Raw genomic sequence first — 23853 nt, forward strand, 5'->3', positions numbered from 1 at the left:
AAGCATGCGAGAAGGAATACAACGACTGACTCCATGACGACACCCCTGTTCGACGTGCACTTCTGCTGTTCGCACTCTCCATGATCCGCTTCTCGAGCTGAGAATGCTCGGGGCACAAGTTTCGCGAACCGAGGTGTTGGGCAGTCAATTCCCATGGCAATAGGTGCGGTTCTCTTCGACATCGACGGAACGCTCGTCGATTCCAACTATCTGCACGTAGAAGCGTGGTCGCGAGCTTTCTTCGAGGTAGGTCGCCCGGTCGACGCGTGGCGGGTACACCGCAGCATCGGCATGGACGGAGACCAACTACTGGAGTCCTTGCTCGGCGAAGACATCGACGGGTGCGGACCGCGAGCCAAAGAACTTCACACCACGTACTACCGGCAGTCGGCCGACCGTCTCCGAGTACTGCCGGGAGCGCGCGAGTTGATCCGCCGAGTTCACTCGCTCGGACTGCATGTGGTGCTCGCTACCTCGGCGCCGGACGACGAACTGAAGTTGCTACGCCGGACGCTCGACATCGACGAAATGATCTACGCCGCCACCTCTTCGGAATCCGTCGACGAGGCCAAACCTGATCCGGACCTGATCGAGGTCGCGCTCGCGAAGGCAGGTGTCGACGCGGGCAATGCGGTCATGGTCGGGGATGCCGTCTGGGACATGAAGGCGGCGACATGGGCGGGCGTTGTGGCTGTGGGAGTGCGCAGTGGTGGCATGTCGACCGACGAACTCGAAGGTGCGGGTGCGACTGCCGTGTACGACGACGCCCGCGACCTCCTCGACCACCTCGACGGCAGTGTGATTTCCGAACTCGTTTCAGGCCTAGATACCGGGAGTTGATCAGTGATGGCACGATTCGGCTACACCTTGATGACGGAGCAGGCAGGTCCGAAAGAACTGGTTCGCCATGCAGTTCGGGCCGAAGAAGTCGGCTTCGACTTCGAAGTGATGAGTGATCACTACTCGCCGTGGCTGACCGAGCAGGGGCATGCACCCTACGCCTGGTCGGTGCTGGGGGCAGTCGCCCACGCCACCGAGCGAGTCGGTTTGATGACGTACGTGACTTGTCCGACCGTGAGGTACCACCCCGCCGTCGTCGCTCAGAAAGCTGCGACGATCCAGATCCTCGCGGACGGACGCTTCACCCTGGGATTGGGAAGTGGCGAGAGCCTGAACGAGCATGTGGTCGGCGAGGGTTGGCCGTCCATCGACACCCGCCAGGACATGCTGCAGGAGGCGGTGAGCATCATTCGCGCACTGCTCGCCGGAGATCTGGTGAGCTGGAAGGGGGAGTACTTCGACGTCCAGTCCGCCAGGATCTGGGATCTCCCCGAGAACCCGGTTCCGCTGGCGCTGGCCATGTCCGGAGACAAGTCCGTCGAGCGTTTCGGTCCGATGGCCGACGATCTGATTGCCGTGCAACCGGATGCGGAGCTAGTGCACTTGTGGAAGCACGTGCACGGCCGAGCATACGGATTGGCTCCCGCAGGCAGGACCATCGGTCAGATTCCGATCTCGTGGGACCCTGATCGCGACACGGCAATTGCACGAGCTCATCAGCAGTTCCGGTGGTTCGGCGGAGGGTGGTCCGTGAACTCCGAACTGCCGACGCCGGCGAGCTTCTCGGGTGCGACTCAGTTCGTGCGCAAAGAGGATGTAGCTGAAAGCATTCCGTGTGGTCCCGATCTCGATGTGATCGTCGAAGCGGTCAAGGCATACACCGACGCCGGATTCACCGATGTGGCACTGGTACAGATCGGTGGAGATACCCAAGACCGATTCTTCGACGAGGCGGCCAAGCCGCTGCTCGAGGCTCTGCACGTCGAATTGGGTTGATCGAGAAGATCAATCGAGTTCCGCCGAGTGGGCTCTTGTCGAGTCGCGCGCTACCGCCGTGCAGCCTCGCCTGCTGCGCGACGAGGGCCAGTCCCAAACCGCTTCCGGCGTCACCCGCACCGGTACCACGAACGAATCTCTCGAACATCGCTTCGCGTTCCGAAGGCGCGATCACGGTGCCGTTGTCGTCGACGAAAACCGTCGCCGAACCCGTCGCAGCCCCTGATCGGACGGTGATCTCGACTTCGTCGGCATTGCCGTGCCGAACGGAATTGGTGACGGCGTTGGTCAGCACCAGACGGATACCCGCGGGAAAGGCCTGAACCGAAAGTTCTTCCGGTGCTTTCAAACGAACGTCGACCTGCGGGTGCAGACGGCCGGCGTCAGCGACGGCGCGATCGGCAACCTCGACGAGATCGACGTCGGCACAATCCTCGGGATCGGCCACGTCACCCAGGGCTAGAGTCTCGAGGTCGGTCAGGGTGCGCTCGATCTGGCGCTGCGCTTCCAACAATTCGCCGGACAGTTCGCGCCGTTGGCTTTCCGTGAGATCGAGTGTTGCGAGAACTTCGAGATCGGTACGCATCGACGTGAGAGGTGTGCGCAGTTCGTGGGCGGAGACGCGAGCGAAATCGCGTGCCGACTCCAACGCCTCCTCGGTGCGGCTTCGATCGCTTTCGATGCGACTGAGCATGCTCTGGATTGCCTCCGACAGTTCTTCGGCTTCTCGCGTTCCACGTACCGACGGTGCCCGGCGCGAGAGTCCGTCGACGTCGAGGTTGTTGCCGATCGAACTGGTGGTCTCGGTCAATTGCTGTAGTGGCCGGACGGCTCGGCCGGTGAGGAACCAACCGAGCCCGGCCGCGGCAAGGATGGCGACCACTGCTGCAGCGGCCACTTGGAACTGCTGCTCACGGATTGCCTGGGTCAGTGGGTCTTCGGGGATGCTGACGGCCAGTGCGGCGCCGCTGTCGCCGGGCACCAGAACATCACGACTGCGAACATCGGTGGTAGCCAAGGCGCTGACGGTCGCGGCTTTGAATCCGGGGCTGACCACGGATGGTTCTGTTGTTGCAGTTGGTGTCTCGATGAATAGCGGGCTCGGCGCACTCGCCGCGACGCCCAGGGTGACGGAATCGAGAGTGCGTTCGAGTTGTTCGGATCCGTTGACACGCAGAAAGACCGCGAACGCAATTCCGATCGCGGCAATCACGATTCCGGCGGCCAGGCCCGAGGCGATGGCTACGCGAGTCTGAAGTGACAGCGGCCGCTTCATCGTTCGGCCCTCAGGACGAAGCCCACCCCACGCACTGTGTGGATCACGCGGGGCGCTCCGTCGACTTCGAGTTTCTTGCGTAGGTAGGTGACAAAGACGTCGACGACATTGGTGTCGGCGGCGAAGTCGTAACCCCAGACGAGTCGCAGGAGTTGTGCGCGACTGAGTACGACACCGGTGTGCTCGGCGAGTACCGACAACAGGTCGAATTCTCTTTTGGTGAGTTCGATTCGTCTACCGTCGATGTGCGCTCGATGGCCACGGAGATCGACCGTCAGCGGTCCCACCGTGATCGGATGGTCGACCGACGGGGTGGCTCGCGTCGTGCGTCGAAGTAATGCGCGGAGTCTGGCGGCGAGCTCGGCCAACTCGAAGGGCTTGGTGAGGTAGTCGTCGGCGCCCGCCTCCAGCCCCGCGATGCGATCACCCACGGAACTTCGGGCGCTGAGCACGCAGATCGGAACCTCGTTGCCGATCGCGCGCAGGGCGGTCACCACCCCGACGCCGTCGAGACCGGGCATGTTGACGTCGAGAACGAGCGCGGCCGGGCATTGCTTGTTCACCGATGACAAGGCCGATCGTCCGTCGACGGCAGTTGCCGTGTCGAAGCCCGACAATCGGAGTCCACGTTCGAGCGAATTCAGAACCTTCGCGTCGTCGTCAACGATCAGGATGCGCTCGCGTGTACTCACCCCAGCCATGGTGCCATCGGATCAAAGCCTGGGGCCTCGCTCGGAGCGAGGGCCGTCGCATTCTCATCAACTCCTAAGAAACCGACAACAGATCTGCAGTGTTGGCTTCATAACCTCGGGTTTCTCGGATGCGACCGCGCCGAGAACTCGAGAACGTTCGATCAAGGAGAACTACGATGACGCGATTGAAAGTGAACGGCAAGCGGGCCCGCCGGACCGGTGTGGTGGTGGCGTCCGTGGCGGTCCTCGGTATGGCAGTGGCGCCGGGAATCGCCTGGGCTTCCAATCCGATTTCCGACGGGTCACCGGTGGCGGTGCGGTCGATCGCGACCGCTCCGTCCGAGTTGGGTGTGGCTCCCGAAGTAGCGTGTGGTGTCGCGGCGCCGATTTCCGACGAGGAGCTGCAGAAGCTCATCGACGAGGGGAAGGTCGTGCGCGCGGAGGAGGCCGGTACGGCCGCAGTCACTATCGAAGTGCCGAGCGAAGCTCCGACATTCGTTGCGCATGAAGGGGTGCCGGCGTTGCCGACCGTCGAGTGGGCTCCGACGACCGAAGGTGTTCCGGCAGAGGTGCTCGACATGGCAGGCGTCGCTCCGCTGGAGGAGGGCGTTGCCCTGTCATGCACGGTTGCCGCGGGCTGACGAGCGAAAAAAGCTCCGCATGAACCGCTTTGACCTGGAACGGTACGGCCGTACTCAACTGGGTCTGGAGGTTGGTCAAGCCTGTCGGTAGCACTTGCTACGTTCGGGGCGGTCTCGGCGAGCATGCCGGGGCCGTCGCCGACGGCGTCATGTGTGTGGTGTCTTGCAGAGGGTGCGGTACGGCCTGATGCGGGGCGCGTTTCGAAAGGTGTTGTGTTTCATGGTCATGGGCCCCACCCACGCGATGTCCGGTGCTGCTGTGGGGTTGGTGGTTGCGGAGTTGTTGCCTCTCGACTGGGGAGGGCCCACATCCACTGCGGAAACTTTGACCTTTGCCGGAGTGTGTGCCGGAGCCGCCTTGCTTCCCGACCTCGATACCGGTCAGTCGACGGTTTCGCGATCATTCGGTCCGCTCAGCAAGGCTCTGGCCAAAGGCATCGACGCAATTTCGGTGACCTTCTACCGCATCACCAAAGGCAAGAAGGACGGCAAGCGTCGTGGTGGGCATCGGACGCTCACGCACACCGCGCTGTTCGCCGCCGGGTTGGGTGCCGGGGTCTCGGCGCTGGTTGTTCAGTTCGGGAAGCCAGCCATCATCATCACCCTGTTCTTCTGCCTCGGGTTGGCCATCCGTGGATTGGCGGGTGAATTGGCCAAGGAGAAGGGTTGGCTCGCGGTCTCCGCCGTTGCGTTGGTGCTCTCTGCCCTCACCTGGCAGTGGTATCCGAGTGAGGCTGGATCCACGGGGCTAGGTGTTGCGGTGGCCTTGGGCTGCGCCACGCACTGTCTCGGCGATGCGATCACTAAGGAAGGGGTGCCGTTTCTCGCGCCCCTGATTCCGCTCGGCGGCAAACGATGGTGGGAACAACGGCTGCCGTCATTCCTGTCCATCCGTGCAGGTGGGAACCTCGAGAAGATCCTGATCGGGCCGGCGTTGACGGTTCTGACTGCCTGGTTGATCATCAGTGCGTTCGACGGTGCCCCGGAAGCGATCTACGCGGTCTTCGCTCCGATGGTGCAGTGAGCTTCGGAAAACTTTTATTACGGAACCACTGGCATCGTAATCATATTTGTTCTACGTTCGTCCCTGACATGAACCGAGTCGGCTGACGGAGTGAGCAGTGGTGCATCAAGCAGAGCGCATGGCAGAGCACAGCTCGAGCGAAGACGGTGTGAGCCGGCGCGGATTTCTCGCAGCGAGTGCCGGCGCAGCTGCTCTCGCGGGCATTTCCTGGGCGCCGGCTGGAGCAGTTCCCTGGGGTTCGGCATCGACCATCGCGCCACCGCCCGGATTTCCGTCGGACATTCCGTTGTCACAGCAGGCGTACGCGAACTGGTCGCGAGAAATCATGCTCGACAGCGTGTGGACGGCCACGGCACGTCACAGCGATGACGTCGTCACCCTCGCCAACTGGGCGTTCGACAACGGGTACACAGTGCGTGCGAAGGGAACGATGCACGGGTGGAGTCCGTTGACGGTGGTGCCCGGCGCGCCTTCGGATCGAGTTCTGCTGGTCGATACGATGGCCAAACTGAATTCGGTTGTGGTGCAGCACGGCACGCCCGCAACGGTCACGGCGGGCGCCGGCGCCAGTATCGAAGCGATTCTGACAGCGCTCGAGCGAGAAGGGCTCGGCTGGGCCAACTCTCCGGCGATCGGTGAGCTGTCCATCGCCGGCGCGCTGGCGATCGGTGCTCACGGGGCAACCTATCCGGCTGTGGGGGAGACGATCACCCCTGGTCAATCGTATGGTTCGCTGAGCAACCTGATCACCGAGATCACGGTGGTGGCGTGGGACGAAGGCATCAATCGGTACGCACTGAAGACATTTCACCGATCGGACGTCGAGAGCACCGCCTTCCTGGCCCATCTGGGTCGAACCTTCGTCACCTCCGTGACGCTGCAAGCCGGGGAGAATTATCGGCTGCGGTGCCAGAGTTTCACCGACATTCCGTGGCAAGAACTCTTTGCTGCTCCCGGTTCGCCAGGGCGTACCTACGAGAGTTTCGTCGAGAAATCCGGACGGGTGGAAGCAATCTGGTTCCCGTTCACGCAAACACCGTGGCTCAAGGTCTGGACACCGACCCCGGTCAAACCGCCGGAGTCCCGAGAGGTGAGCGGGCCGTACAACTACTTCTTCTCCGACGCGATTCCCGAAGAGGTCACTACCCCGTTGGGGATGGTGGCACAGGGTCTCCAAGGTGCGACACCGCTGTTCGGCGCCTCTCAGTTCGGCGCTGTAGCAGCAGGATTGGTGCTGACCGACACCGACGATCTCTGGGGCTGGTCGAAAGACGTTCTGTTCTACCTCCGGCACACGACCTTGCGCGTCGTAGCCGGGGGCGGAGCCGTGATCACCAAGCGGTCCAACATCGGCCGAGTCGTCCACGAGATGACGAGTTGGCTGAACGAACGAATGACGCACTACGCGTCGCTGGGGCAGTATCCCGTCAACATGCCGTTCGAAGTGCGTCTCTGCGGTGTCGACGATGACGGCGAGGTGTTGGTCGACAGCGCCGGAGTGCCGGACCTGTCAGCGGTGCGGCCGCGGGCGGATCGTCAGGACTGGGACACAGCGATCTGGATGAACGTGGTCTCGATTCCCGGCACCGCGGGATTGCCTGCGTTCCTTCGCGAAATGGAACTGTGGATGGTCGCGAACTACTCCGGCGATTACGCGACCTTCCGTCCGGAGTGGTCCAAGGGGTGGGCATTCACCGATCAGGCGGCGTACCAGGACGACGAATTCCTCACCAGCACAGTGCCTGCCACCTTCCGTGCCGGTGGCGACGGGAATTGGGACTTCGCTCTCGCCACTCTCGACGAACACGACCCGCACCGCGTATTCAGCAATACGTTCCTCGACCGCGTATTGCCACCCAGCTGAATCTCCTACTGCGGAAGCGGTTTACGCCAACATACGTCGGTGACACGGATACACTGATTGTTGTCACCGTTCCAATCGACGCTCAGTCCCTGAGTTCGGAGTGCGTCGGCTACCTGGCGCCCGACGGTCTGATCGGTGTGCGCGATCATGTGTGCCTTGGCGGTTTCGTCGCCGCCGAAGGCAGCGGTGACCAGCGCGGGATCGAGATCGTGGGCCGGACGAAACGCACTGTAGGACAAGTAGAGATCGGACGGCTCGTCGCCGAGACGCTCCGCATCTTGCATGTGGAAGAACGTGTACGCCCACTGAGCAAAGGGATACCCGTTCTCGTCGGGTTCGGACGGCGTGCGTTCGTCGTCGATTTCGGTAGTGCCGCACTGCATGCAGCAGGTGAAGTTCATCCGGGCCACGATGCCGTTGCGTTCGAGTTCGGCGAAGACTGCGGAGAGGCGCTCGAAGTCTCCGGGAGCCGTCCACTGGGTCTGCTCCTCGAGTCTGTGGTCCCAGACCTCACGCACTACTGCGTCGATCTGTCTGCCGAGTTCGTCGTTCTCGAAGCCGCCCTCGACACAGTCTCGGGCGGCTTCGCAGATTTCGTCGAACGTAGCGAAACCTGGGACTACCAGTTCGCGTGCTTGCTCACGTACGGCGACGATGTCGGCCTCACTGAGCACCGGTGCTGACCGTGACTGTGCAGACCGTGACTGTGCTGACCGTGACCAGGGCAATCGCATACCGGCACCGTACTGCACCGATCCGACCGTCAGGCGACGTCGGCTGCTGCTTTCGTTTCCTCCTCGTTTGACGGGGCCGGCTTGTTCGGGATGAGCGCCGTGGCGATCAGGCCCACCACGACAAATCCGGCCGCAAGGTATCCGCCGAGTGTGATGCCGTGAGTCATCGCAGATTGGGCAGCGTCGGCGACGAAGGCAGTGTTCGGTGAACCGGCCAGCGAGTCGATGGCGGCGCCTGCGCTGTCGGTGACTGCCCGCGTCAACTGATCAGCCTGAGCTTGGTCGACACCGGATCCGGTGAGGTCGTTGTTCAGCGTCGAATTGAGAGTGCTGAAGAAGACCGTGGTGAGGACAGCGATGCCCAGTGCGGATCCGAGTTGGCGGAACGCGCTCTGAATGCCGGAGCCTTGACCGGCGCTCTGCTCGGGAATCTCCTCGAGCACGACGTTGGTCACCTGGGCAGTCGCAAAACCGACGCCGATTCCGTAGAAGAACAGCACTGCGGCGATAGTCCACCAGGGGCTGTCTGTCGCAGCGATGAATCCGAGGCCGGCGAGACCGAGAGCTTCGAGAGCCAGGCCGATACGGACCAAGCCCAACGGCGAGACCTTCGATGCCAGCCCGAAGCTCGCACCACTGGCGACAAAGCTGCCGATGGCAATGGGAACCAGCGCGAGCCCTGCCTGGAGGGCGCTGTATCCGAGCGTGAACTGGAGCCAGAGAGGAAGCACCGCAACGATTCCGAACTCGCCGAGTCCGATGATCAGCGTCGCGATGTTGCCGTTGCGGAACGACGAGATGGAGAACAACCGTACGTCCATCAGTGCCCGCGACGGATCGGCGCTGCGGGTGAGCATGGTTTGACGGTAGGCGAACGCACCGAGCGACAGAACGGCGAGAACCAGCGCCACCAGAACCGGCGACGGTCCGCTGGACCATGAAAGACCGAACAGATCGAAGGGTTCCTTCGTGGTCAGCCACCCGTACGTTCGTCCCTCGACGAGGCCGAAGGCCAGCAGGCCGAGCCCGGCGATGGACAGTGCTGCTCCGGTGGCGTCGATGCGCCCAGCGGTGCGGGGTGAGGGCGCGATGAACAGCACTGCGCCGATCAGAATGAGCGCAGCAAGCGGAATGTTGATCCCGAATGCCCAACGCCATGAGGCATGTTCGGCAAGCCAGCCGCCGAGCAATGGGCCGAGGGCGGATGCAGCGCCGATGGTGGAGCCCCAGACCGCGAAGGCCTGGCCGCGCGCCTTTCCGGTGAACATCGCGTTCAGAAGCGACAGTGACGTGGGCAGGATCATGGCCGCGCCGGCGCCCTGCAGGAAGCGCGCCAGGATGAGCAGACCGCCGTTCGGCGCCAGTCCGGCCAGCAGGCTCGTTGCGCCGAACACGACGACACCGGCGATGAAGATACGACGGGCGCCGACCAGGTCGGCAACTCTGCCGACCAGAAGCAGGAGTGCCGCGAACACGATTGCGTAGGACTCTTGGATCCATTGAGCCTGAACGGAATTGATCCCGAGATCTTCGATGATCGAGGGAACTATGACGTTGACGATCGTGGTGTCGACGACGATCAGTGCCACGCCGAGTGCAATGGCGATCAGGCCCAACCACTTGCGGGTGGTGGGTGAGATGTTCACGAATAAACCTCCATTGTGAAGTAACTTTATTATGAAGGTATATTTGAGGCGGTAAGTTGTCAACGTGCGCGCTGGGTTCGACCGGCCGCCGTCTGGCACAGGAAAGGTGGGATCACCGAGGTGGAGGCACCGCGCGACATCTCCGTGGAGCGGGAGCGGCTGATGGACGAATTCCGCGCGTACGGTGGCACGTTCACCGAATTCAGCCATCGATTCGCGTCGTGGCTCGGCCTGCATTCCACCGACGCGACTGCCTTGATGGAAATCACCGCTGCCGAGGAGAAGGGGACGCCGCTCTCACCCGCCCGCCTCGGAGAGCGGATCTCGCTGACGTCGGGTGCAACCACCGCGTTGCTCAACCGCCTGGAGAAGGCGGGACATATCGTCCGGACCCGAGAGAATGCCGACCGGCGAGTGGTCACGCTGCACAGCAGTGCGCATGTGCAGGACCTGGCGGACGAGTTCTTCGGGCCCCTTGCCGTGCGACTCGACGCCATGATGGCGAAGTACCCGCCCGAACTGCTCAGTCGATTCGAGGAATTTCTCGTCGACCTTCACTCGACGATGAACGAACACCTCGAGCAGGACAACCGCTGAACAAAGAACGCCGCTCGACTCCGGAGAGTCGGGCGGCGTTCTTTGTGCCGGTGACGGCTACTTGCCGAGCTTGGCCTGCAGGTCGTCGAGAACCAGGCCGGCACCTGTCGGGCCGAGGCCCAGGAACCAGGTCTCGTCGCTCACCTCGGTGGCGCGTCCTTCCTTGACTGCGTCCATGCTGGCCCACAGCGGTCCGGCAACAACCGTGGTCTGGCCCGTGTCGGCGGGATTTCCGTAGCTGGAGTAGAAGATTCGGTCACCCTCCGCCTCGGTGATCGTTTCGGGGCTGACCTCGACGGCCAGTTCGTCGATGTCCTGGATCGCCGGGCGGGGCAGGCCGACGTCCTTCAAGATGACGCCGATGAACGACAGATTGCCGTACAGGCGCAGCTTCCCGGACATGAAACGAACCAGTGAAACGGTCGGGGAGCCGTCGATCGACTCACGTACCTTGTCGGCGTGCTCTTGGTAGTCGTTGAGAACCTGCTCAGCCTTGGTCTCCTCGCCGAGTGCGTCACCGGCAAGGAGGAAGTTCTCCTTCCACGGAAAGCCGGGGCGGATGCTGAAGACCGTCGGAGCGATTGCCGCGAGTTGCGGGTAAAGCTTGTCCTGGCGCAGCTTGCTGCCGAGGATCAGATCGGGCTGCAGTGCGGTGATCGCCTCGAGGTTGAGGTTGTTGGTCGTGCCGACGTCGGGGACACCGACCAACTTGTCCGCCAGGTACGACGGCTGACCGGCGGCGCTTTCCGGGCTGGCGATGCCGACCGGGGTGATCCCGAGCGAGAGAACCTCGTCGAGTTCACCGCTGTCGAGGACGACGACGCGGGTCGGCTTGGCCTCGAGGGTGGTCTCGCCCAGGGCATGGGTGATGGTGCGAGGGAACTCGCCTGGCGCGGCATCGCTGCCGAGCTTCGCGGTTTCCGTGTCGGCGGTGCTGAACAGCTTGCCGCCGGTCGCGACATCGGTGTTGCCGTTCGCGTTGCCGCCGGCGTCGGACGAGCCGCAGGCCGTAGCGGCAAAAACAGTCGCCAAGGCAACCATGGCGACCCGGACCGACGTGCGGCTCCGGAGAGTGGTGCGTGAGTGCATTAGGCTACCCTACCTTTCGGCTATCGGGCTTGGTCAGGGAGGTATCCGCACCGTTGACGCCAGGTGAGCGGCGCGTCAGGTCTCGCTCAGCGGGACCGCTACGCAATTCGGACTACAGGGTGCGACCAACGTGTTAGCTTCGCGAAAGACCTGTACTGGTAAGCGAAGACGCGTGTAGTGAGGATTTCGATGACCCTGAACATTGCCGATCTGTTCGAGGCCGTTGCCGATGCGATCCCCGATCGAGTTCCCTTGATTCTGGAAGACGTGCGATTGAGCTACGCCGAACTCGAACTGCGATCGAACCGACTCGCTCATCATCTGCAGTCGGTGGGCGTCGAGCCTGGGCAGCACGTCGGTATTCACATGCGTAACTGCGTCGAGTACGTCGAAGCGCTCCTGGCTTGCTTGAAGATCAGAGCGGTACCGATCAACGTCAACTTCCGCTATACCGATGCAGAACTCCTGTACATCTACACCAACTCTCAAATGGTGGCACTGCTGGTCGAAGAGGAATTCGCGCCGACGGCATTGGCCGTGGTTCCGCAGTGTCCGGAGATCACCCACGTGTTGATCGTCGGCGAAGACTACGAGAACGCCCTTGCCGCGCAGACTGATACCCGCGACTTCGGCCCTCGCAGCAACGACGACCATTTCATCATCTACACCGGCGGCACAACCGGAATGCCCAAGGGTGTGGTGTGGCGGCACGAGGACTTCTTCTTTGCCGCCCTGTCCGGAGCGAACCTCAGCGGGCCGCCGCGTCGTAGCCTCGAAGAGGTTGTGGATGCAGCTGTAGCGAACACCAATCCAACTGTGCTGCTACTCATCCCGCCGCTCATGCATGGAGCCGCAATCTATTCACTGCTCACGGCATTCCTCATGGGAGCGCCCCGAGTGCTGACCCGCAGCTTCGATCCGATGGAAGTGTTGCGACTGGTCGAGGCCGAGAAGATCACCGGAATCACCGTCGTCGGCGACGCAATTGCTCGGCCGATCGCCGACGCCATCACCGCAAGCGAAGGGCGCTACGACCTTTCGACTCTCCAACTGATCGGGTCTGGTGGCGCGTTGTTCTCCCCGAACCTGAAGGCAGAACTGACAACCCGACTACCGGGGTTGGTGATCAAGGATGCATTCGGTGCTTCGGAATCCGGCAACGACGGCGTCGTCGAATTCGGTGAGGACGGTTCCAAGCGAATTCGATCCAACCCCAACATGATTCTTGTCGACGACGAATTCCGTCGCATCGAACCAGGCTCGGACACAGTCGGTTTCATCGCCCGGGCCGGCCATGTTCCCGTTGCCTACTTCGGCGACCCGGCCAAGACTGCTGCAACTTTTCCCGTCGTCGACGGGGTTCGTCTGGCGGTGCTCGGGGACATGGGCACGATGGAAGCCGACGGAACCATCGTGCTGCTCGGGCGCGGTTCGATGTGCATCAACTCCGGCGGCGAGAAGGTCTACCCCGAAGAAAGTGGAGCAGGCACTCAAAACTCACCCGGCAGTTTTCGACGCTTTGGTGGCGGGTGCGCCCGACACTCGATTCGGTGAGAAGGTCGCCGCGGTGGTGCAGGTTCGACCGGGATTCGAAGATGTTGCGACGGAATCATTGTCGGAGCATTGCCGCACCCACGTCGCCGGGTACAAGATCCCCCGCTCGATCGTGCTCGTACCAACCATCCTCCGCTCGCCCAGCGGTAAGGCCGACTACCGTTGGGCTCGCGAAACCGTAGCTGGTTGTACATAATCGTGAAACACCTGCGGAAGTAAGTAGGTCGCTGACAGCTTCCATTCGCGCCCTGCTTTCAAGATTTCGATTGGAGATTTATGCCCACCAGGCAACTGACCTCGGTAGATTTCGGATTGATTGCGGCCAACGTGGAAAACCGTTCTACCGATGTTCTAACGATATTCCTGTTCGATTCAGATAGCTCTCTACCGCTCGATAGAAAAGAACTGCTCGAACTCCTTGCTGCGCGTGCGTCGAGGATCCCGCAATTGCGATGGACTTTGACCAGAGTCCCTGGAGGGTTGAATTTTCCCTACTGGATTGACTCCAAACCGTTCGATATTGACGACCATGTCGAAGATAATGTTGAAATTTCGACGTGGAAAGGTGTGTTCGAATACTCTGCCGAGTTGGCGGCGCGGTTTGTAGATCCTTACCAATGTCTGTGGCGTCTGCACGTCATTCGAGGTGTTCGCGATGCGCCTGGAGTGCAGGGGGAAGCAACGGTAGTGATTCTCAAGGCCTCCCATGCTCTGGGGGACGGACGGATGTACAACGAAATCGTTCACGATCTGTTTTCGACGAAGCAATTACCCGACTTTGTTCCGCAACTGACAACGCCGAACCCGTGGTGGTCGTCCGTCATGGGAATTATTGGAACGCCGCGTAAGTATGTCCGCGCATTAAGGGCTCTGCCGGAGTCCCGGAAGTACGACGCGCCGGATTCAGGTGGTGGCGCTGTGACCTTCACCGGCGAGCGCTCGGCGACAGCGGTCGCGCTCGATTTGGTACTGATTCGAGAGATCAAGAAAGAATGGCCAGGAGTTACGGTGACTGCCATTGCCCAGACCGTGATCTCGTTGTCTTTGGAAGAATATTTCGGTGACAAGAGTCCGCGGTCGATGCAAGTTATGTCCGGGGCACCCGTGGGTGCCGCAGTGCGCGGACAAAATCACATGGGCTGCTATCACATCGACTTGGCGTTGGGCACAGTAGATATCGAGGAGCGACTTGTCGCCATCACCAAGAACAACAATCAGGCCAAAGCGGGATATCTCGACGCATACCGAGCCGTACGCGCACTGCAATACGAACTTCCGGCAATTGCGATCAAAGCTGGATTGTCCGCGGAGCCCAAACTGGGAACTGTCGCGAGCAGTGTCAACCGTGGTCCCGCTGTCATGACACTCGGCACCTCGAAGATCCTGTCGACCGTGTCTTTCCCATACGCGTCCCCGAGGAGTCCCTTCAATCACGGTATCTACTCGGTGGGTGACGTGCTCGCTATTTCGGTGCTCAGCGGATCCCCGGACAGTGGTGACATCGACGACTACGCGACTGTTCTCGAGAGGAACGCGGCCCGGGTTCAGGCATGCCTCGCGGAGCGAAGTACTACAGCCAGGGCTCGATCGGCTTCTTCACCCACATGATCTTCTCGTCCGGATGCTCACGCCGAGCTTCGGGACGGTCAGGGTTAGCGGCTGCCCACACAGCTTTCTCGTCGAGCAGTCCGGCCGCGATCGTCCAGGTCTCCCGCGTGCTGGGCGGATTGGCGCCCGCCGCCCGCGCAAGCTTGCGCAGCCGATCGTCGGGCATGTCGAGCAACTCTGCACTACTGATATCGCGATCCCAGGCGAACTTGGCAAGACCGACAGCTTTCTCACGTCGGCTACGGCTCGCCATGTCGTTGTGCGCGAAGTCTGGTTCGGATGCCACGGCTTCACCTTATCGTCAACGAAATCGAGGCCCTCCCGCGTAAGCGGAAGGGCCTCGATTTCTGTTCTTCACTGTCGGGGTGGCGGGATTTGAACCCACGACCTCTTCGTCCCGAACGAAGCGCGCTACCAAGCTGCGCCACACCCCGTGTCGAACCTCGGTTAGCTTACATTACCGAGTCGACTGACATTAAATCCGCAGGTCAGTTGCGTAGAACCGACGCTGGAGACTCTGCGGAACTGTGTGCGGAGACATGCTCCGGTTCGCGCCTGGTCGCCGGAACCAAAGTCAGCAGAGTTGCCTCGGGGCGGCAGCAGAAGCGTGCCGGAGCCCACGGCGAAGTGCCGATGCCTGCTGAGACGTGCAGCTGGGTGTGTGCGCCCCACTTCGACGGTCCCTTGACCCGGGATCGGTCGATCTGGCAGTTGGTGACCAGCGCGCCGTAGAACGGAAGGCACAGCTGACCACCGTGCGTGTGGCCGGCGAGCACCAGGTCGTAGCCGTCGTCGGCGAACCGGTCGAGAACTCGAGGTTCGGGTGAGTGCGTCAGGCCGAGCTTGAGCTGGGCGACGGGATTGGGTGTTCCGGCGACGGTGTCGTAGCGATCGCGCTTCAGGTGCGGATCGTCGACGCCGGCGGCAGCAATGCGAATACCGGCCACTTCGAGTTCGCGGCGCACGTGGGTCATGTCCAGCCATCCACGTTCGGTGAACGCGGCCCGCAGATCGCCCCAGGGGAGGGGATCCCCGGTGATGCGCTTGTCCTTGTTGAAGATGTAGCTCAGTGGATTCTTCGGTTTCGGAGCGAAGTAGTCGTTGCTGCCGAAGACGAACAGACCCGGCCGAGCCAACAGATCGCCGAGCGCCTGGACCACTGCCGGGACGCTGCGCTGATGCGACAAGTTGTCTCCGGTGTTGACCACGAGGTCGGGGTCGAGGCCTTCGAGCTCACGCAACCAATTCTGTTTCAACCGTTGGTTCGGCATCATGTGCAGGTCGCTGAGATGGAGGACCCGCAGCGACGACGAACCGGGCGCCAGGACTGGCATCGTCACCTCACGCAGTGCAAATGCATTGCGTTCGATGCCGGATGCGTACCCGATCCCTAGTGCAGCGGCGCCCGCGGCACCAAGTGCGGTGCGGGTCAGATTGGTGCGGAACTGGGAAGACACCTCTCAAGGATACGGGTGTGGCGTTCTTCTGCGTCGCTCTCGCTGCCTTTTACAGCTATTCCACAGAGAATTGTGTCCGGGCGGAGGTAACTATCGGCACGCTCGAAACGCCGAGCGCGTAGCGTTTCCACCATGTCCGACACGACACCATCGCTCAAAGCCACCCTCCGAACCGACATGGTTGCATCCATGAAGGCGAAGGATCCGCTACGTACAGCCACCCTTCGGATGCTCATGGCAGCCATCCAGACCGAAGAGGTGGCCGGTAAGGAAGCACGGGTCCTCACCGACGAAGAAATCATCAAAGTCCTTGCAAAGGAATCGAAGAAGCGCGGCGAATCGGCCGAGATCTACACCGAGAACGGCCGCGGTGAACTTGCCGCGAAAGAGCGCGCCGAAGCTCAGATCATCGACGAGTACCTGCCGACGCCGTTGACCGACGCCGAACTCGTCGACGTCGTCGACACCGCCCTCGCTCAGGTGTCCGAGGAGCTCGGTGAGCGTCCGGGTATGCGTCAGATGGGCCAGGTCATCAAGGCCGCCAGCGCGCTGGCCAAGGGCAAGGCCGATGGCGCCCGTATCTCTGCAGCAGTGAAGTCCCGCCTGTAGTAGCGCGCCACCGGAAACCGAAAACGGCCGCGAACTCCGAGTCACTCGGAGATCGCGGCCGTTCTTGTTTTCAGAGCCGTCAGTTTTCAGGGCCGTCAGTTCGGTGGGGTCCCCGCAGGCGGTGCGGGTTCGCCTCCCGGCGGAGTCGCATCCGGGGGAGTCGCGCCCGGTGCCGGAGCTGCTGGAGCTGCCGGGGATGCGGGTGCTGCCGGAGCCCTTACGGACCCGTCACTGATGTAGATCGTGACGGTCGAACCCGGGATCGCGGACCCGGACGGCGAAACTCCGGTGACCGTTCCCGCGCGTGCTCCGGACGCCGTGGTCACGGAATTGACCGTGAAGCCGGACGCCTGCAACCTCGACGTCGCCGCCGACTGGCTCAGGCCGACAACCTCGGGAACCTGGCCGTTCTGCGATCCCCGTGCGTACTTCTCGTCGATCGGGGGCAGCGAAGTGGGCCCGAAGTTGTTGGCGACCGGGTTCATTGCCGCGAACCAGGATCTCGCCGGTTCGGTACCGCCGTACAGGTTGCCGCTGTAGCAGGGGCGTAGCGGGCTCGAGCAGATCTCGCCGGGCGTCGGGGAGTCGCCGAAGATGTAGACGGCCGCAGCGAGGTTGTTGGTGAAGCCGAGGAACGCCGAGGACTTGTGGGTCTCGGTGGTACCCGTCTTGCCCGACATCGGCAGGCTCCATCCGGCGCTGCTCGCGGCACCGGCAGACGTACCGGCGCCGACGTCGTCACGGCTCATGGCGTTGGCCAGTGTGTCTGCCAAGCCGGGCTCGACGACCTGCTCACAGCCCTGCTCGGTGACGGCCACCGGCTTGCCGTAGCGGTCGAAGACCGAATCGATGGGACTCGGCGGGCACCACTTGCCGTGCGAGGCGAGAGTGGCCGCGACGTTGGAGAGTTCGAGCGGGTTGATCCAGGTGGGGCCGAGGGTGAACGAACCGAGGTTTTGTTCCTTCTGGAAGTCGGCCATGCTGCGCTCGTCGAAGCCCGAGGTGTTGGGATCGGCGTACGAGCGCATGCCGAGACGGACAGCCATGTCGACGGTCGGCGTGACGCCGGTCGCCTCGATGAGCTTGACGAAAGCGGTGTTTGGGGACTGTGCCAGGGCGTCGGTCACGGACAGCGTCGGCGGATAGTTACCGGCGTTCTCCACGCAGTACGTCGAGACCGGGCAGCCTGCCGCACCACCGCTACCCATGCCCTTGGCTTCGAAGCGCTTGGGCACGTCGAGGGTCGCGTTGATGCCGAGGCCCTTCTCCATCGCCGCAGCGGTCGTGAAGATCTTGAAGACGGAACCCGCACCGTCACCGGCAAGGGAGTACGGCTGCGCCTGGACGGTTTCGTCGGCGTCGGCATTGAGTCCGTACGTGCGACTGCTGGCCATCGCGATGACCTTGTGTGAATCCTGGCCCGGCCTGATCACGTTCATCACGTTCGCGATGCCGTCGAGGTTGGCGCTCGCGTTCGCGTTCAGTCCGGCCTTGGTGGACGCCTGGACCTGCGGATCGAGAGTGGTCTTGATGAGGTAACCACCCTCGTTGATCTGGTCGCGGGTGATTCCGGCATCCGAGAGGTACTTCAGTGCGTAATCACAGAAGAATCCGCGATCGCCTGCAGCGATGCAGCCGCGCGGCAAGTTGTTGGGGGTTTCGAGGACGCCGAGGGGCTCTTCCTTGGCTGCACGGAACTCGTCGGCACGATCCGGAATGTTCGTGATCATGGTGTCGAGCACGGTGTTACGACGCTCGGTCACGCCCTCGACGTTCGTGTACGGGTTCAGCGCGGAGCTGGACTGAACCATGCCGGCCAGCATCGCGGACTGCGGAACGGTCAGATCTGCGGCGTCGACGCCAAAGTAGGTCTGAGCCGCGTCCTGAATGCCGAAGGATCCGTTGCCGAAAGGTACGAGGTTGAGGTACCGGGTGAGGATCTCGTCTTTCGTGAGTTCCTTGTCCAGCGTCAGCGCCATCCGGATCTCGCGGATCTTTCGGGCCGGGGTGGTCTCGATGGCAGCGCGGCGCTCGGCATCCGTCTTGGCCACGACCAACAGTTGGTAGTTCTTCACATACTGCTGATCGAGTGTCGACGCGCCCTGCTGCACTTCACCGGTCGTCGTGTTGGTGAGGAAGGCGCGCAGCGTTCCCTGCCAGTCGACGCCCTTGTGGTCGGGGAACCGGCGGTCCTCGATGGAGACGATCGCCAACTTCATGTTGTTGGAGATCTTCTCGCTCGGGACTTCGAAGCGTCGTTGGTCGTACAGCCAGGCAATGGGATTGCCTGCCGCATCGACCATGGTGGACACCGCGGGGACCGTGCCTTCGACCAGTTCGGCCGAGACGTTGTCGACGGTATCGGCAGCGCGATTGGACGCGAATCCGAATCCGCCGGCCACCGGGAACATCACCCCTGCGACCAGGACACCCGCCAATGCGGAGCTTCCGGCGAGCTTCGCCACTGTTTTTGCAATCGACACGATCTACAGAGTACGTGTGCCCACCCATTGGAACCGGTTTCAGTGTTTTGCGGGTGTTCAAAACCTCCTGAACACGCGCTTTGTACTGCCGTACCAAAAAATGCTCCCGACCGTCTTGCGTTAGGGGCGTTCTTTACCTAAATTGTGATCAGTGTGATCGACGTAACACTCGATCACGAATGTGTCTCAGCTTTCACGTGCTACCGCGAGACGGCTGAGATGGTGCGCTGCTCGCCTCATGGCGACGGTCAGACTTTGTAGAGGGGACCCAGAATGTACACAGCCACCCCGAGTAGCCGTTTGGACATCGAGCAGGCCGAGGCACGAATTGCCTGGGTAACTCAGGCGCGATGCCGCGAGGTCGATCCCGACCAACTTTTTGTTCGTGGCGCCGCACAGCGCAAGGCAGCCACCATCTGCCGTCACTGCCCGGTCCTCATGCAGTGCGGAGCAGATGCTCTCGACAACCGTGTCGAGTTCGGTGTGTGGGGCGGAATGACCGAACGTCAGCGCCGTGCACTGCTCAAGCAGCACCCCGACGTCGACTCCTGGTCCGAGTTCTTCGAAGACCAGCGCCAGCATCACTCAGCAGTCTGATCCAGGTCGATCGGGGGATCAGCCCTTACGAGTGAGCTGATCTCCCACCGCGCGCAGCGCCTCGAGGTCCGAGACCTCGAACGGTAGCGACGGAACACCGATCAGCGGCACCCTCGGGTGAGCTGCGGTGAATCGACTCAGCAAGGCGATTTCTCGCTTCGCGATCACTGCCCGATGGGCATGGATGCGGAGAACGGCTGCGGTGAGGGCCTCGGCCTCGGTCGCATTTTCCTTCGCTTCCAGTTTGTCGGCGGCGGTCACCGCATGATCGGCAGGCAGAGCCGTCAACGTCGGGTGAGTGCGGTTGAGAACCAGACCGGCCAACGGCATCGAGTCACCCGCAAGGCGATCGACGAAGAACGCCGCCTCACGGAGAGCGTCGGGCTCGGCCGCTGCGATCACCAGGAAATGAGTCCCCGGCTGACGCAGCAACTCGTAGGTCTTCGTGGCGCGTTCACGGAAACCGCCGAACATCGAGTCGAGCGACTGCACGAATGCCGATGCATCCGAAAGCATTTGGCTTCCCACGATGGTCGAGACACCCTTCAGGGCCAATCCCATCGCGCCGGCCACGAGCCTGGTCAGGCCACGGCCGGGTGCCGAGAGCAGCCGGATCATCCGTCCGTCGAGGAATGTTCCGAGCCTCTGTGGAGCGTCGAGGAAGTCGAGCGCATTGCGCGACGGCGGGGTATCGACGATCACCAGATCCCACGCGTCGTTCGACGCCAGCTGCCCCAACTTCTCCATCGCCATGTACTCCTGCGTTCCGGAGAACGATGTGGCAACGGTTTGGTAAAAGGGATTCGCCAGGATCTGCTCGGCCTTCTCAGGGCTCGAATGCTCGATGACCATCTCGTCGAAAGTCCGACGCATGTTCAGCATCATCGCGTGGAGTTCGCCCGTGGCCTCGGGACCCAGCTTCACCGGCTGCGGAGTGTTGTCGAGTTCGGCCACACCCAAGGCCTGTGCGAGGCGACGGGCCGGATCGATGGTGAGGACGACTACGCGTCGGCCCTCTTCGGCTGCCCGCAACGCCAGCGACGCAGCCGTCGTGGTCTTGCCGACGCCACCTGCGCCGCAACACACCACGATCCGGGCCGTCGGGTCCTTGATGATCGCCGAAATATCGAGGGCAGGAGCTGCGCGTCGGCCGGTCCTGGAACTGCCGACCGTCACGTTCTCGGTGGTCTCGGTCATCACACGCCCTGTTCCGTGAGGTATTCGGCCAGCTCGTAGAGCCCACCGAGATCGACGCCGTCGGCGAGTGCGGGAAGTTGCACCCGCGCGCCGTCGATCTCGCGGAGCTTCTCCGCACTGGATTCTTGAGCTTCGAGCACCGACGCGTGCTCGATCGTCTCGGTGAGCAGGCCGGCGAAGTCGTCGTCGGACAGATCGATGCCGACATCGGAGAGCGTCGACCGGATCGAAGCTGCATCGATGTTGCCGGCTGCAGCACCGGAGAGTTGGTCTTCGGGCAAGAACCTCGGGCTGGCGCGGTTGACGATGATGGCACCGAGGTTGAGGTCGTCACGCGCCAGTTCTGCGGCGGCGTCGGCGGTTTCCTGAACGGGCAGCGCTTCGAGAAGCGCAACAAGATGTACGACGGTCTCCGGCGAGTGCAGCAGCCGAACGACGCCTTCACTCTGCGAATGCACCGGGCCGCCCTTGGCGAGGTCGGCCATCGCCTTGGTGACGTCGAGGAAGCTGCCGATCCGCCCGGTCGGGGGAGCATCGACGACAACGGCGTCGTACACGCGTTTGCCGGTTCGATCGGTGCGGATGACGCACTCCTTGATCTTGCCGGTGAGCAGAACGTCGCGAAGGCCTGGAGCGATTGTGGTGGCGAATTCGATGGCGCCGAACTTACGCATCGCCCGGCCGGCGAAGCCGAGGTTGTAGAACATTTCGAGGTATTCGAGGAACGCGGTCTCGATGTCGACGGCCAGAGCCATCACTTCACCGCCACCTTCGGCGGCCGCGACCTTGGTCTCCTGCGGTGGAAGCGGTGGTACGTCGAAGAGCTGCGCGATTCCCTGGCGGCCCTCGACCTCCACGAGGAGAACGCGCTTGCCGCCTTCGGCCAACGCGAGCGCCAACGCGGCGGCAACCGTGGACTTACCGGTTCCGCCTTTACCTGACACAAAGTGCAGGCGGGCCTTCGTCGCAGACTCGGGCCAGGTCCTGCTCAGCTCATCTTGGGATGCAACCACACCGCGAGCCTATAAGTCTGGGGCCGAAGATGTACGCGGGATAGGCTCACCGCATGAGCGAAATAACTTCCTGGGAATACACCGTGACTCCGTTGCTGGTCCACAATCCGAAGGCAATTCTCGACAACTGGGGTGTCGACGGCTGGGAACTCGTCGCCGTCCTGCCGAGCGCGTCGGGCGAGCAGCACGTCGCGTACATGAAGCGTCCGAAGGGCTGAATCACATGGCAGAGGCAACACAGACCTGGTCGGAGCGTCTCGCCGAACTGGGCATTGCACTTCCCGCCGTCGCGGCACCCGTCGCTGCTTACGTTCCCGCGGTTCGCAGCGGCAACCACGTGTACACGTCGGGTCAGCTCCCGTTCGTCGACGGAAAACTGGCGCTGACCGGCAAGCTCGGCGCGGGCGTGTCGGATGAGGACGCCAAGGCCGCGGCTCGCACCTGCGCGCTCAACGCTCTTGCTGCCATCGACGCCCTGGTCGGCATCGACAACGTCGTTCGCGTCGTCAAGGTTGTCGGCTTCGTGGCATCCGCCGAAGGATTCACCGGCCAGCCCGGCGTGATCAACGGCGCATCCGAGTTCCTCGGCGAGGTGCTCGGCGACGCCGGTATCCACGCCCGTTCGGCAGTCGGCGTGGCAGAACTTCCCCTCGGCTCACCCGTCGAGGTGGAACTGATCGTCGAAGTTCGCTGATGTCGACGGTCCATCCCGCCTACGCGCAGCTACGCCGCGTCACCGACATCGCTTCGGTCTTGCTCGAGAACAACCCGGGCATGATGACGCTGGACGGTACGAACACTTGGATTCTGCATGCTCCGGGCAGCGTCGAGTGTGTTGTCGTCGATCCAGGCGACAACGACGAGGAACACCTGCAACGTGTCGCTGGTATCGGTCCGGTAGCGCTGACCTTGATCACGCACCGGCACTACGACCACACCGGCGGGGTGGACCGTTTCCACGAATTGACTTCGGCTCCAGTGCGTTCCGTCGACCCTACTTTTCTTCGCGGGGGCGCTTCGGCGCTTGTCGACGGTGAAGTGATCGAGGTAGCGGGCCTGAAGTTGCGGATCCTCGCGACGCCGGGCCATACCGCGGATTCGGTGTCGATAGTCATCGAGAACGATGCGAGCGTGCTGACGGGCGACACCATTCTCGGCCGCGGCACGGCAGTTCTCGACGACTCCGACGGCGATCTGGGGGACTACCTCACCTCGCTGCGATCGCTGGCCGCACTCGGCGAAGGACTGACGGTTCTTCCCGGGCACGGTCCGGACCTACCCGATCTGCAGGCGATTTCGCAGCAGTACCTCGCCCACCGCGAGGAGCGTCTGGATCAGGTGCGGGCTGCTCTGTCGACGTTGGGCGAGTCGGCCTCGGTGCGCGACGTAGTCGAGCACGTCTACTCCGACGTCGACCCGAAGCTGTGGCCGGTCGCGGAGAAATCCGTCAACGTGCAGTTGGCGTATCTGCGACGCTGAGGCGCTCGGCGCCGACACGAAGAGCTGAGTTGTGTGGCCGAACTGCCGCCATCTATGCCGATCGAGGTATAGCTGGCGGCAGTTTTTGCATTTGTTTGATATGGGTCACGGGCCAATAGTTAGTCCATGACCTCACAATGCGACGGATGGATCCGCAATTACGTGGACGGCTCCTATGTCGAACCCGACGAGTCGTCGAGCTTCGATCAGGTCGACCCAGCAACGGGCCGTGTTCTTGCCAAGGTCCATGAGGCCGACAAGGCCCTGGTCGATCGGGCCGTGACCTCGGCCAGACGCGCTCTGGACAACGGTTGGGCCGATACGCCGGTTCGAGAGCGGACGGCTCTGCTGCGACGCGCCGCCGACCGGATCGAGGAGCGATTCGAGGAATTTGTCGCCGCGGAAATGGCGGACACCGGCAAGCCGATCACGCAGGCACGCGAACTCGACGTCGCGC

At 62.5% G+C, this 23853-nt stretch carries 23 protein-coding genes, 1 tRNA gene and 1 pseudogene; 14 read left to right on the forward strand and 11 right to left on the reverse strand.

Annotation, left to right across the window (positions count from 1 at the left end; translation table 11 throughout):
* Positions 1 to 153 precede the first annotated feature (153 nt).
* Together ATN38_RS23680 and ATN38_RS23685 are read left to right on the forward strand one after the other, a co-directional pair.
* Positions 154 to 840 carry an HAD family hydrolase gene (locus ATN38_RS23680; protein ID WP_065455116.1) on the forward strand — a complete coding sequence of 229 codons (687 nt, stop codon included), beginning with the start codon at positions 154 to 156 and terminating at the stop codon, positions 838 to 840.
* 6 nt (positions 841 to 846) lie between these two features.
* On the forward strand, positions 847 to 1836 hold the full coding sequence (locus ATN38_RS23685; protein WP_065455117.1) for an LLM class F420-dependent oxidoreductase: 990 nt from the start codon (positions 847 to 849) through the stop codon (positions 1834 to 1836).
* On the opposite strand, the gene ATN38_RS23690 is transcribed toward ATN38_RS23685, so the two are convergent.
* Together ATN38_RS23690 and ATN38_RS23695 are read right to left on the reverse strand one after the other, a co-directional pair.
* On the reverse strand, positions 1733 to 3112 hold the full coding sequence (locus ATN38_RS23690; protein WP_136471619.1) for a sensor histidine kinase KdpD: 1380 nt from the start codon (positions 3110 to 3112) through the stop codon (positions 1733 to 1735). The two genes, ATN38_RS23685 and ATN38_RS23690, sit on opposite strands and share 104 nt — an antisense overlap.
* Positions 3109 to 3813, reverse strand: coding sequence for a response regulator transcription factor (locus ATN38_RS23695; protein WP_218748770.1), 705 nt, complete (start codon positions 3811 to 3813; stop codon positions 3109 to 3111). The genes ATN38_RS23690 and ATN38_RS23695 overlap by 4 nt, the downstream gene beginning before the upstream one ends.
* Before the next feature lie 167 nt (positions 3814 to 3980).
* Here ATN38_RS23695 and ATN38_RS23700 point away from each other — a divergent pair, with 167 nt between their 5' ends.
* From ATN38_RS23700 to ATN38_RS23710, 3 genes are all read left to right on the forward strand, one after another.
* On the forward strand, positions 3981 to 4445 hold the full coding sequence (locus ATN38_RS23700) for a light harvesting protein subunit alpha (RefSeq protein ID WP_218679764.1): 465 nt from the start codon (positions 3981 to 3983) through the stop codon (positions 4443 to 4445).
* Positions 4446 to 4665: 220 nt separating this feature from the next.
* Complete coding sequence (locus ATN38_RS23705) at positions 4666 to 5469, forward strand: metal-dependent hydrolase (protein WP_007732353.1); 804 nt, start codon at positions 4666 to 4668, stop codon at positions 5467 to 5469.
* Between the two features lie 118 nt (positions 5470 to 5587).
* Positions 5588 to 7333 (forward strand): cholesterol oxidase substrate-binding domain-containing protein, encoded by a 1746-nt coding sequence (locus tag ATN38_RS23710; protein ID WP_256932086.1) that lies wholly within the window; start codon positions 5588 to 5590, stop codon positions 7331 to 7333.
* A 5-nt stretch (positions 7334 to 7338) separates the two neighbouring features.
* On the opposite strand, the gene ATN38_RS23715 is transcribed toward ATN38_RS23710, so the two are convergent.
* Together ATN38_RS23715 and ATN38_RS23720 are read right to left on the reverse strand one after the other, a co-directional pair.
* A complete protein-coding gene (locus ATN38_RS23715) occupies positions 7339 to 8007 on the reverse strand; it encodes a hypothetical protein (RefSeq protein ID WP_218748772.1) in 669 nt (222 codons plus the stop codon).
* Between the two features lie 89 nt (positions 8008 to 8096).
* Positions 8097 to 9713 carry a DHA2 family efflux MFS transporter permease subunit gene (locus ATN38_RS23720; protein WP_042446649.1) on the reverse strand — a complete coding sequence of 539 codons (1617 nt, stop codon included), beginning with the start codon at positions 9711 to 9713 and terminating at the stop codon, positions 8097 to 8099.
* Positions 9714 to 9833: 120 nt separating this feature from the next.
* Between ATN38_RS23720 and ATN38_RS23725 the strand changes: the two genes are divergently transcribed.
* Positions 9834 to 10310 carry a MarR family winged helix-turn-helix transcriptional regulator gene (locus ATN38_RS23725; protein WP_003943458.1) on the forward strand — a complete coding sequence of 159 codons (477 nt, stop codon included), beginning with the start codon at positions 9834 to 9836 and terminating at the stop codon, positions 10308 to 10310.
* A 57-nt stretch (positions 10311 to 10367) separates the two neighbouring features.
* Here ATN38_RS23725 and ATN38_RS23730 read toward each other — a convergent pair whose 3' ends face one another.
* Positions 10368 to 11399: an ABC transporter substrate-binding protein gene (locus ATN38_RS23730; protein ID WP_003943522.1), complete on the reverse strand. Its 1032-nt coding sequence runs from the start codon at positions 11397 to 11399 to the stop codon at positions 10368 to 10370.
* A 189-nt stretch (positions 11400 to 11588) separates the two neighbouring features.
* Between ATN38_RS23730 and ATN38_RS23735 the strand changes: the two are divergent.
* Positions 11589 to 13149: pseudogene (locus ATN38_RS23735) on the forward strand (acyl-CoA synthetase).
* 80 nt (positions 13150 to 13229) lie between these two features.
* Positions 13230 to 14561 carry a wax ester/triacylglycerol synthase domain-containing protein gene (locus tag ATN38_RS23740; protein ID WP_218679768.1) on the forward strand — a complete coding sequence of 444 codons (1332 nt, stop codon included), beginning with the start codon at positions 13230 to 13232 and terminating at the stop codon, positions 14559 to 14561.
* Here the strand turns inward: ATN38_RS23740 and ATN38_RS23745 are convergent.
* From ATN38_RS23745 to ATN38_RS23755, 3 genes are all read right to left on the reverse strand, one after another.
* Complete coding sequence (locus ATN38_RS23745) at positions 14524 to 14847, reverse strand: hypothetical protein (protein ID WP_003943496.1); 324 nt, start codon at positions 14845 to 14847, stop codon at positions 14524 to 14526. The genes ATN38_RS23740 and ATN38_RS23745 overlap by 38 nt on opposite strands.
* Before the next feature lie 74 nt (positions 14848 to 14921).
* Positions 14922 to 14995: transfer RNA gene (locus tag ATN38_RS23750), tRNA-Pro, on the reverse strand.
* 54 nt (positions 14996 to 15049) lie between these two features.
* Entirely contained in the window at positions 15050 to 16018 is a 969-nt protein-coding gene (locus ATN38_RS23755) for a metallophosphoesterase (RefSeq protein ID WP_003943461.1), read from the reverse strand.
* Between the two features lie 132 nt (positions 16019 to 16150).
* Here ATN38_RS23755 and ATN38_RS23760 point away from each other — a divergent pair, with 132 nt between their 5' ends.
* A complete protein-coding gene (locus ATN38_RS23760; protein ID WP_003943491.1) occupies positions 16151 to 16627 on the forward strand; it encodes a GatB/YqeY domain-containing protein in 477 nt (158 codons plus the stop codon).
* A 95-nt stretch (positions 16628 to 16722) separates the two neighbouring features.
* Here the strand turns inward: ATN38_RS23760 and ATN38_RS23765 are convergent, their stop codons facing one another.
* Entirely contained in the window at positions 16723 to 19092 is a 2370-nt protein-coding gene (locus ATN38_RS23765) for a transglycosylase domain-containing protein (protein ID WP_003943525.1), read from the reverse strand.
* Positions 19093 to 19383: 291 nt separating this feature from the next.
* On the opposite strand from ATN38_RS23765, the gene ATN38_RS23770 reads away from it, so the two are divergent.
* Positions 19384 to 19707 carry a WhiB family transcriptional regulator gene (locus tag ATN38_RS23770; protein WP_007732375.1) on the forward strand — a complete coding sequence of 108 codons (324 nt, stop codon included), beginning with the start codon at positions 19384 to 19386 and terminating at the stop codon, positions 19705 to 19707.
* 18 nt (positions 19708 to 19725) lie between these two features.
* Here the strand turns inward: ATN38_RS23770 and ATN38_RS23775 are convergent, their stop codons facing one another.
* Positions 19726 to 20904 (reverse strand): ArsA family ATPase, encoded by a 1179-nt coding sequence (locus tag ATN38_RS23775; protein ID WP_007732380.1) that lies wholly within the window; start codon positions 20902 to 20904, stop codon positions 19726 to 19728.
* Positions 20904 to 21917, reverse strand: coding sequence for an ArsA-related P-loop ATPase (locus ATN38_RS23780; RefSeq protein WP_037130910.1), 1014 nt, complete (start codon positions 21915 to 21917; stop codon positions 20904 to 20906). The genes ATN38_RS23775 and ATN38_RS23780 overlap by 1 nt, the downstream gene beginning before the upstream one ends.
* Before the next feature lie 53 nt (positions 21918 to 21970).
* Between ATN38_RS23780 and ATN38_RS23785 the strand changes: the two genes are divergently transcribed.
* From ATN38_RS23785 to ATN38_RS23800, 4 genes are all read left to right on the forward strand, one after another.
* Positions 21971 to 22135 (forward strand): hypothetical protein, encoded by a 165-nt coding sequence (locus ATN38_RS23785; protein WP_003943454.1) that lies wholly within the window; start codon positions 21971 to 21973, stop codon positions 22133 to 22135.
* Positions 22136 to 22140: 5 nt separating this feature from the next.
* The gene (locus tag ATN38_RS23790) at positions 22141 to 22611 is read left to right on the forward strand and encodes a RidA family protein (protein WP_003943508.1); all 471 of its coding nucleotides are present in this window, start codon (positions 22141 to 22143) and stop codon (positions 22609 to 22611) included.
* Positions 22611 to 23396: an MBL fold metallo-hydrolase gene (locus tag ATN38_RS23795; RefSeq protein ID WP_007732381.1), complete on the forward strand. Its 786-nt coding sequence runs from the start codon at positions 22611 to 22613 to the stop codon at positions 23394 to 23396. Before ATN38_RS23790 ends, ATN38_RS23795 begins: the two co-directional genes overlap by 1 nt.
* A gap of 126 nt (positions 23397 to 23522) precedes the next feature.
* On the forward strand, positions 23523 to 23853 hold a 331-nt coding region (locus tag ATN38_RS23800), incomplete at its 3' end, for an aldehyde dehydrogenase family protein (RefSeq protein ID WP_218748773.1).

The sequence above is a fragment of the Rhodococcus sp. FH8 genome, assembly GCF_019266085.1.
GTDB lineage: Bacteria > Actinomycetota > Actinomycetes > Mycobacteriales > Mycobacteriaceae > Rhodococcus_F > Rhodococcus_F qingshengii.

What these genes read in the sequence shown, in the direction of transcription:
- ATN38_RS23710 (WP_256932086.1), top strand. Translation starts at nt 5,588, where the DNA reads ATGGCAGAGCACAGCTCGAGCGAAGACGGTGTGAGCCGGCGCGGATTT.
- ATN38_RS23775 (WP_007732380.1), bottom strand. Translation starts at nt 20,904, where the DNA reads ATGACCGAGACCACCGAGAACGTGACGGTCGGCAGTTCCAGGACCGGC.
- ATN38_RS23690 (WP_136471619.1), bottom strand. Translation starts at nt 3,112, where the DNA reads ATGAAGCGGCCGCTGTCACTTCAGACTCGCGTAGCCATCGCCTCGGGC.
- ATN38_RS23700 (WP_218679764.1), top strand. Translation starts at nt 3,981, where the DNA reads ATGACGCGATTGAAAGTGAACGGCAAGCGGGCCCGCCGGACCGGTGTG.
- ATN38_RS23680 (WP_065455116.1), top strand. Translation starts at nt 154, where the DNA reads ATGGCAATAGGTGCGGTTCTCTTCGACATCGACGGAACGCTCGTCGAT.
- ATN38_RS23730 (WP_003943522.1), bottom strand. Translation starts at nt 11,399, where the DNA reads ATGCACTCACGCACCACTCTCCGGAGCCGCACGTCGGTCCGGGTCGCC.
- ATN38_RS23790 (WP_003943508.1), top strand. Translation starts at nt 22,141, where the DNA reads ATGGCAGAGGCAACACAGACCTGGTCGGAGCGTCTCGCCGAACTGGGC.
- ATN38_RS23785 (WP_003943454.1), top strand. Translation starts at nt 21,971, where the DNA reads ATGAGCGAAATAACTTCCTGGGAATACACCGTGACTCCGTTGCTGGTC.
- ATN38_RS23770 (WP_007732375.1), top strand. Translation starts at nt 19,384, where the DNA reads ATGTACACAGCCACCCCGAGTAGCCGTTTGGACATCGAGCAGGCCGAG.
- ATN38_RS23705 (WP_007732353.1), top strand. Translation starts at nt 4,666, where the DNA reads ATGGTCATGGGCCCCACCCACGCGATGTCCGGTGCTGCTGTGGGGTTG.
- ATN38_RS23685 (WP_065455117.1), top strand. Translation starts at nt 847, where the DNA reads ATGGCACGATTCGGCTACACCTTGATGACGGAGCAGGCAGGTCCGAAA.
- ATN38_RS23795 (WP_007732381.1), top strand. Translation starts at nt 22,611, where the DNA reads ATGTCGACGGTCCATCCCGCCTACGCGCAGCTACGCCGCGTCACCGAC.
- ATN38_RS23740 (WP_218679768.1), top strand. Translation starts at nt 13,230, where the DNA reads ATGCCCACCAGGCAACTGACCTCGGTAGATTTCGGATTGATTGCGGCC.
- ATN38_RS23695 (WP_218748770.1), bottom strand. Translation starts at nt 3,813, where the DNA reads ATGGCTGGGGTGAGTACACGCGAGCGCATCCTGATCGTTGACGACGAC.
- ATN38_RS23760 (WP_003943491.1), top strand. Translation starts at nt 16,151, where the DNA reads ATGTCCGACACGACACCATCGCTCAAAGCCACCCTCCGAACCGACATG.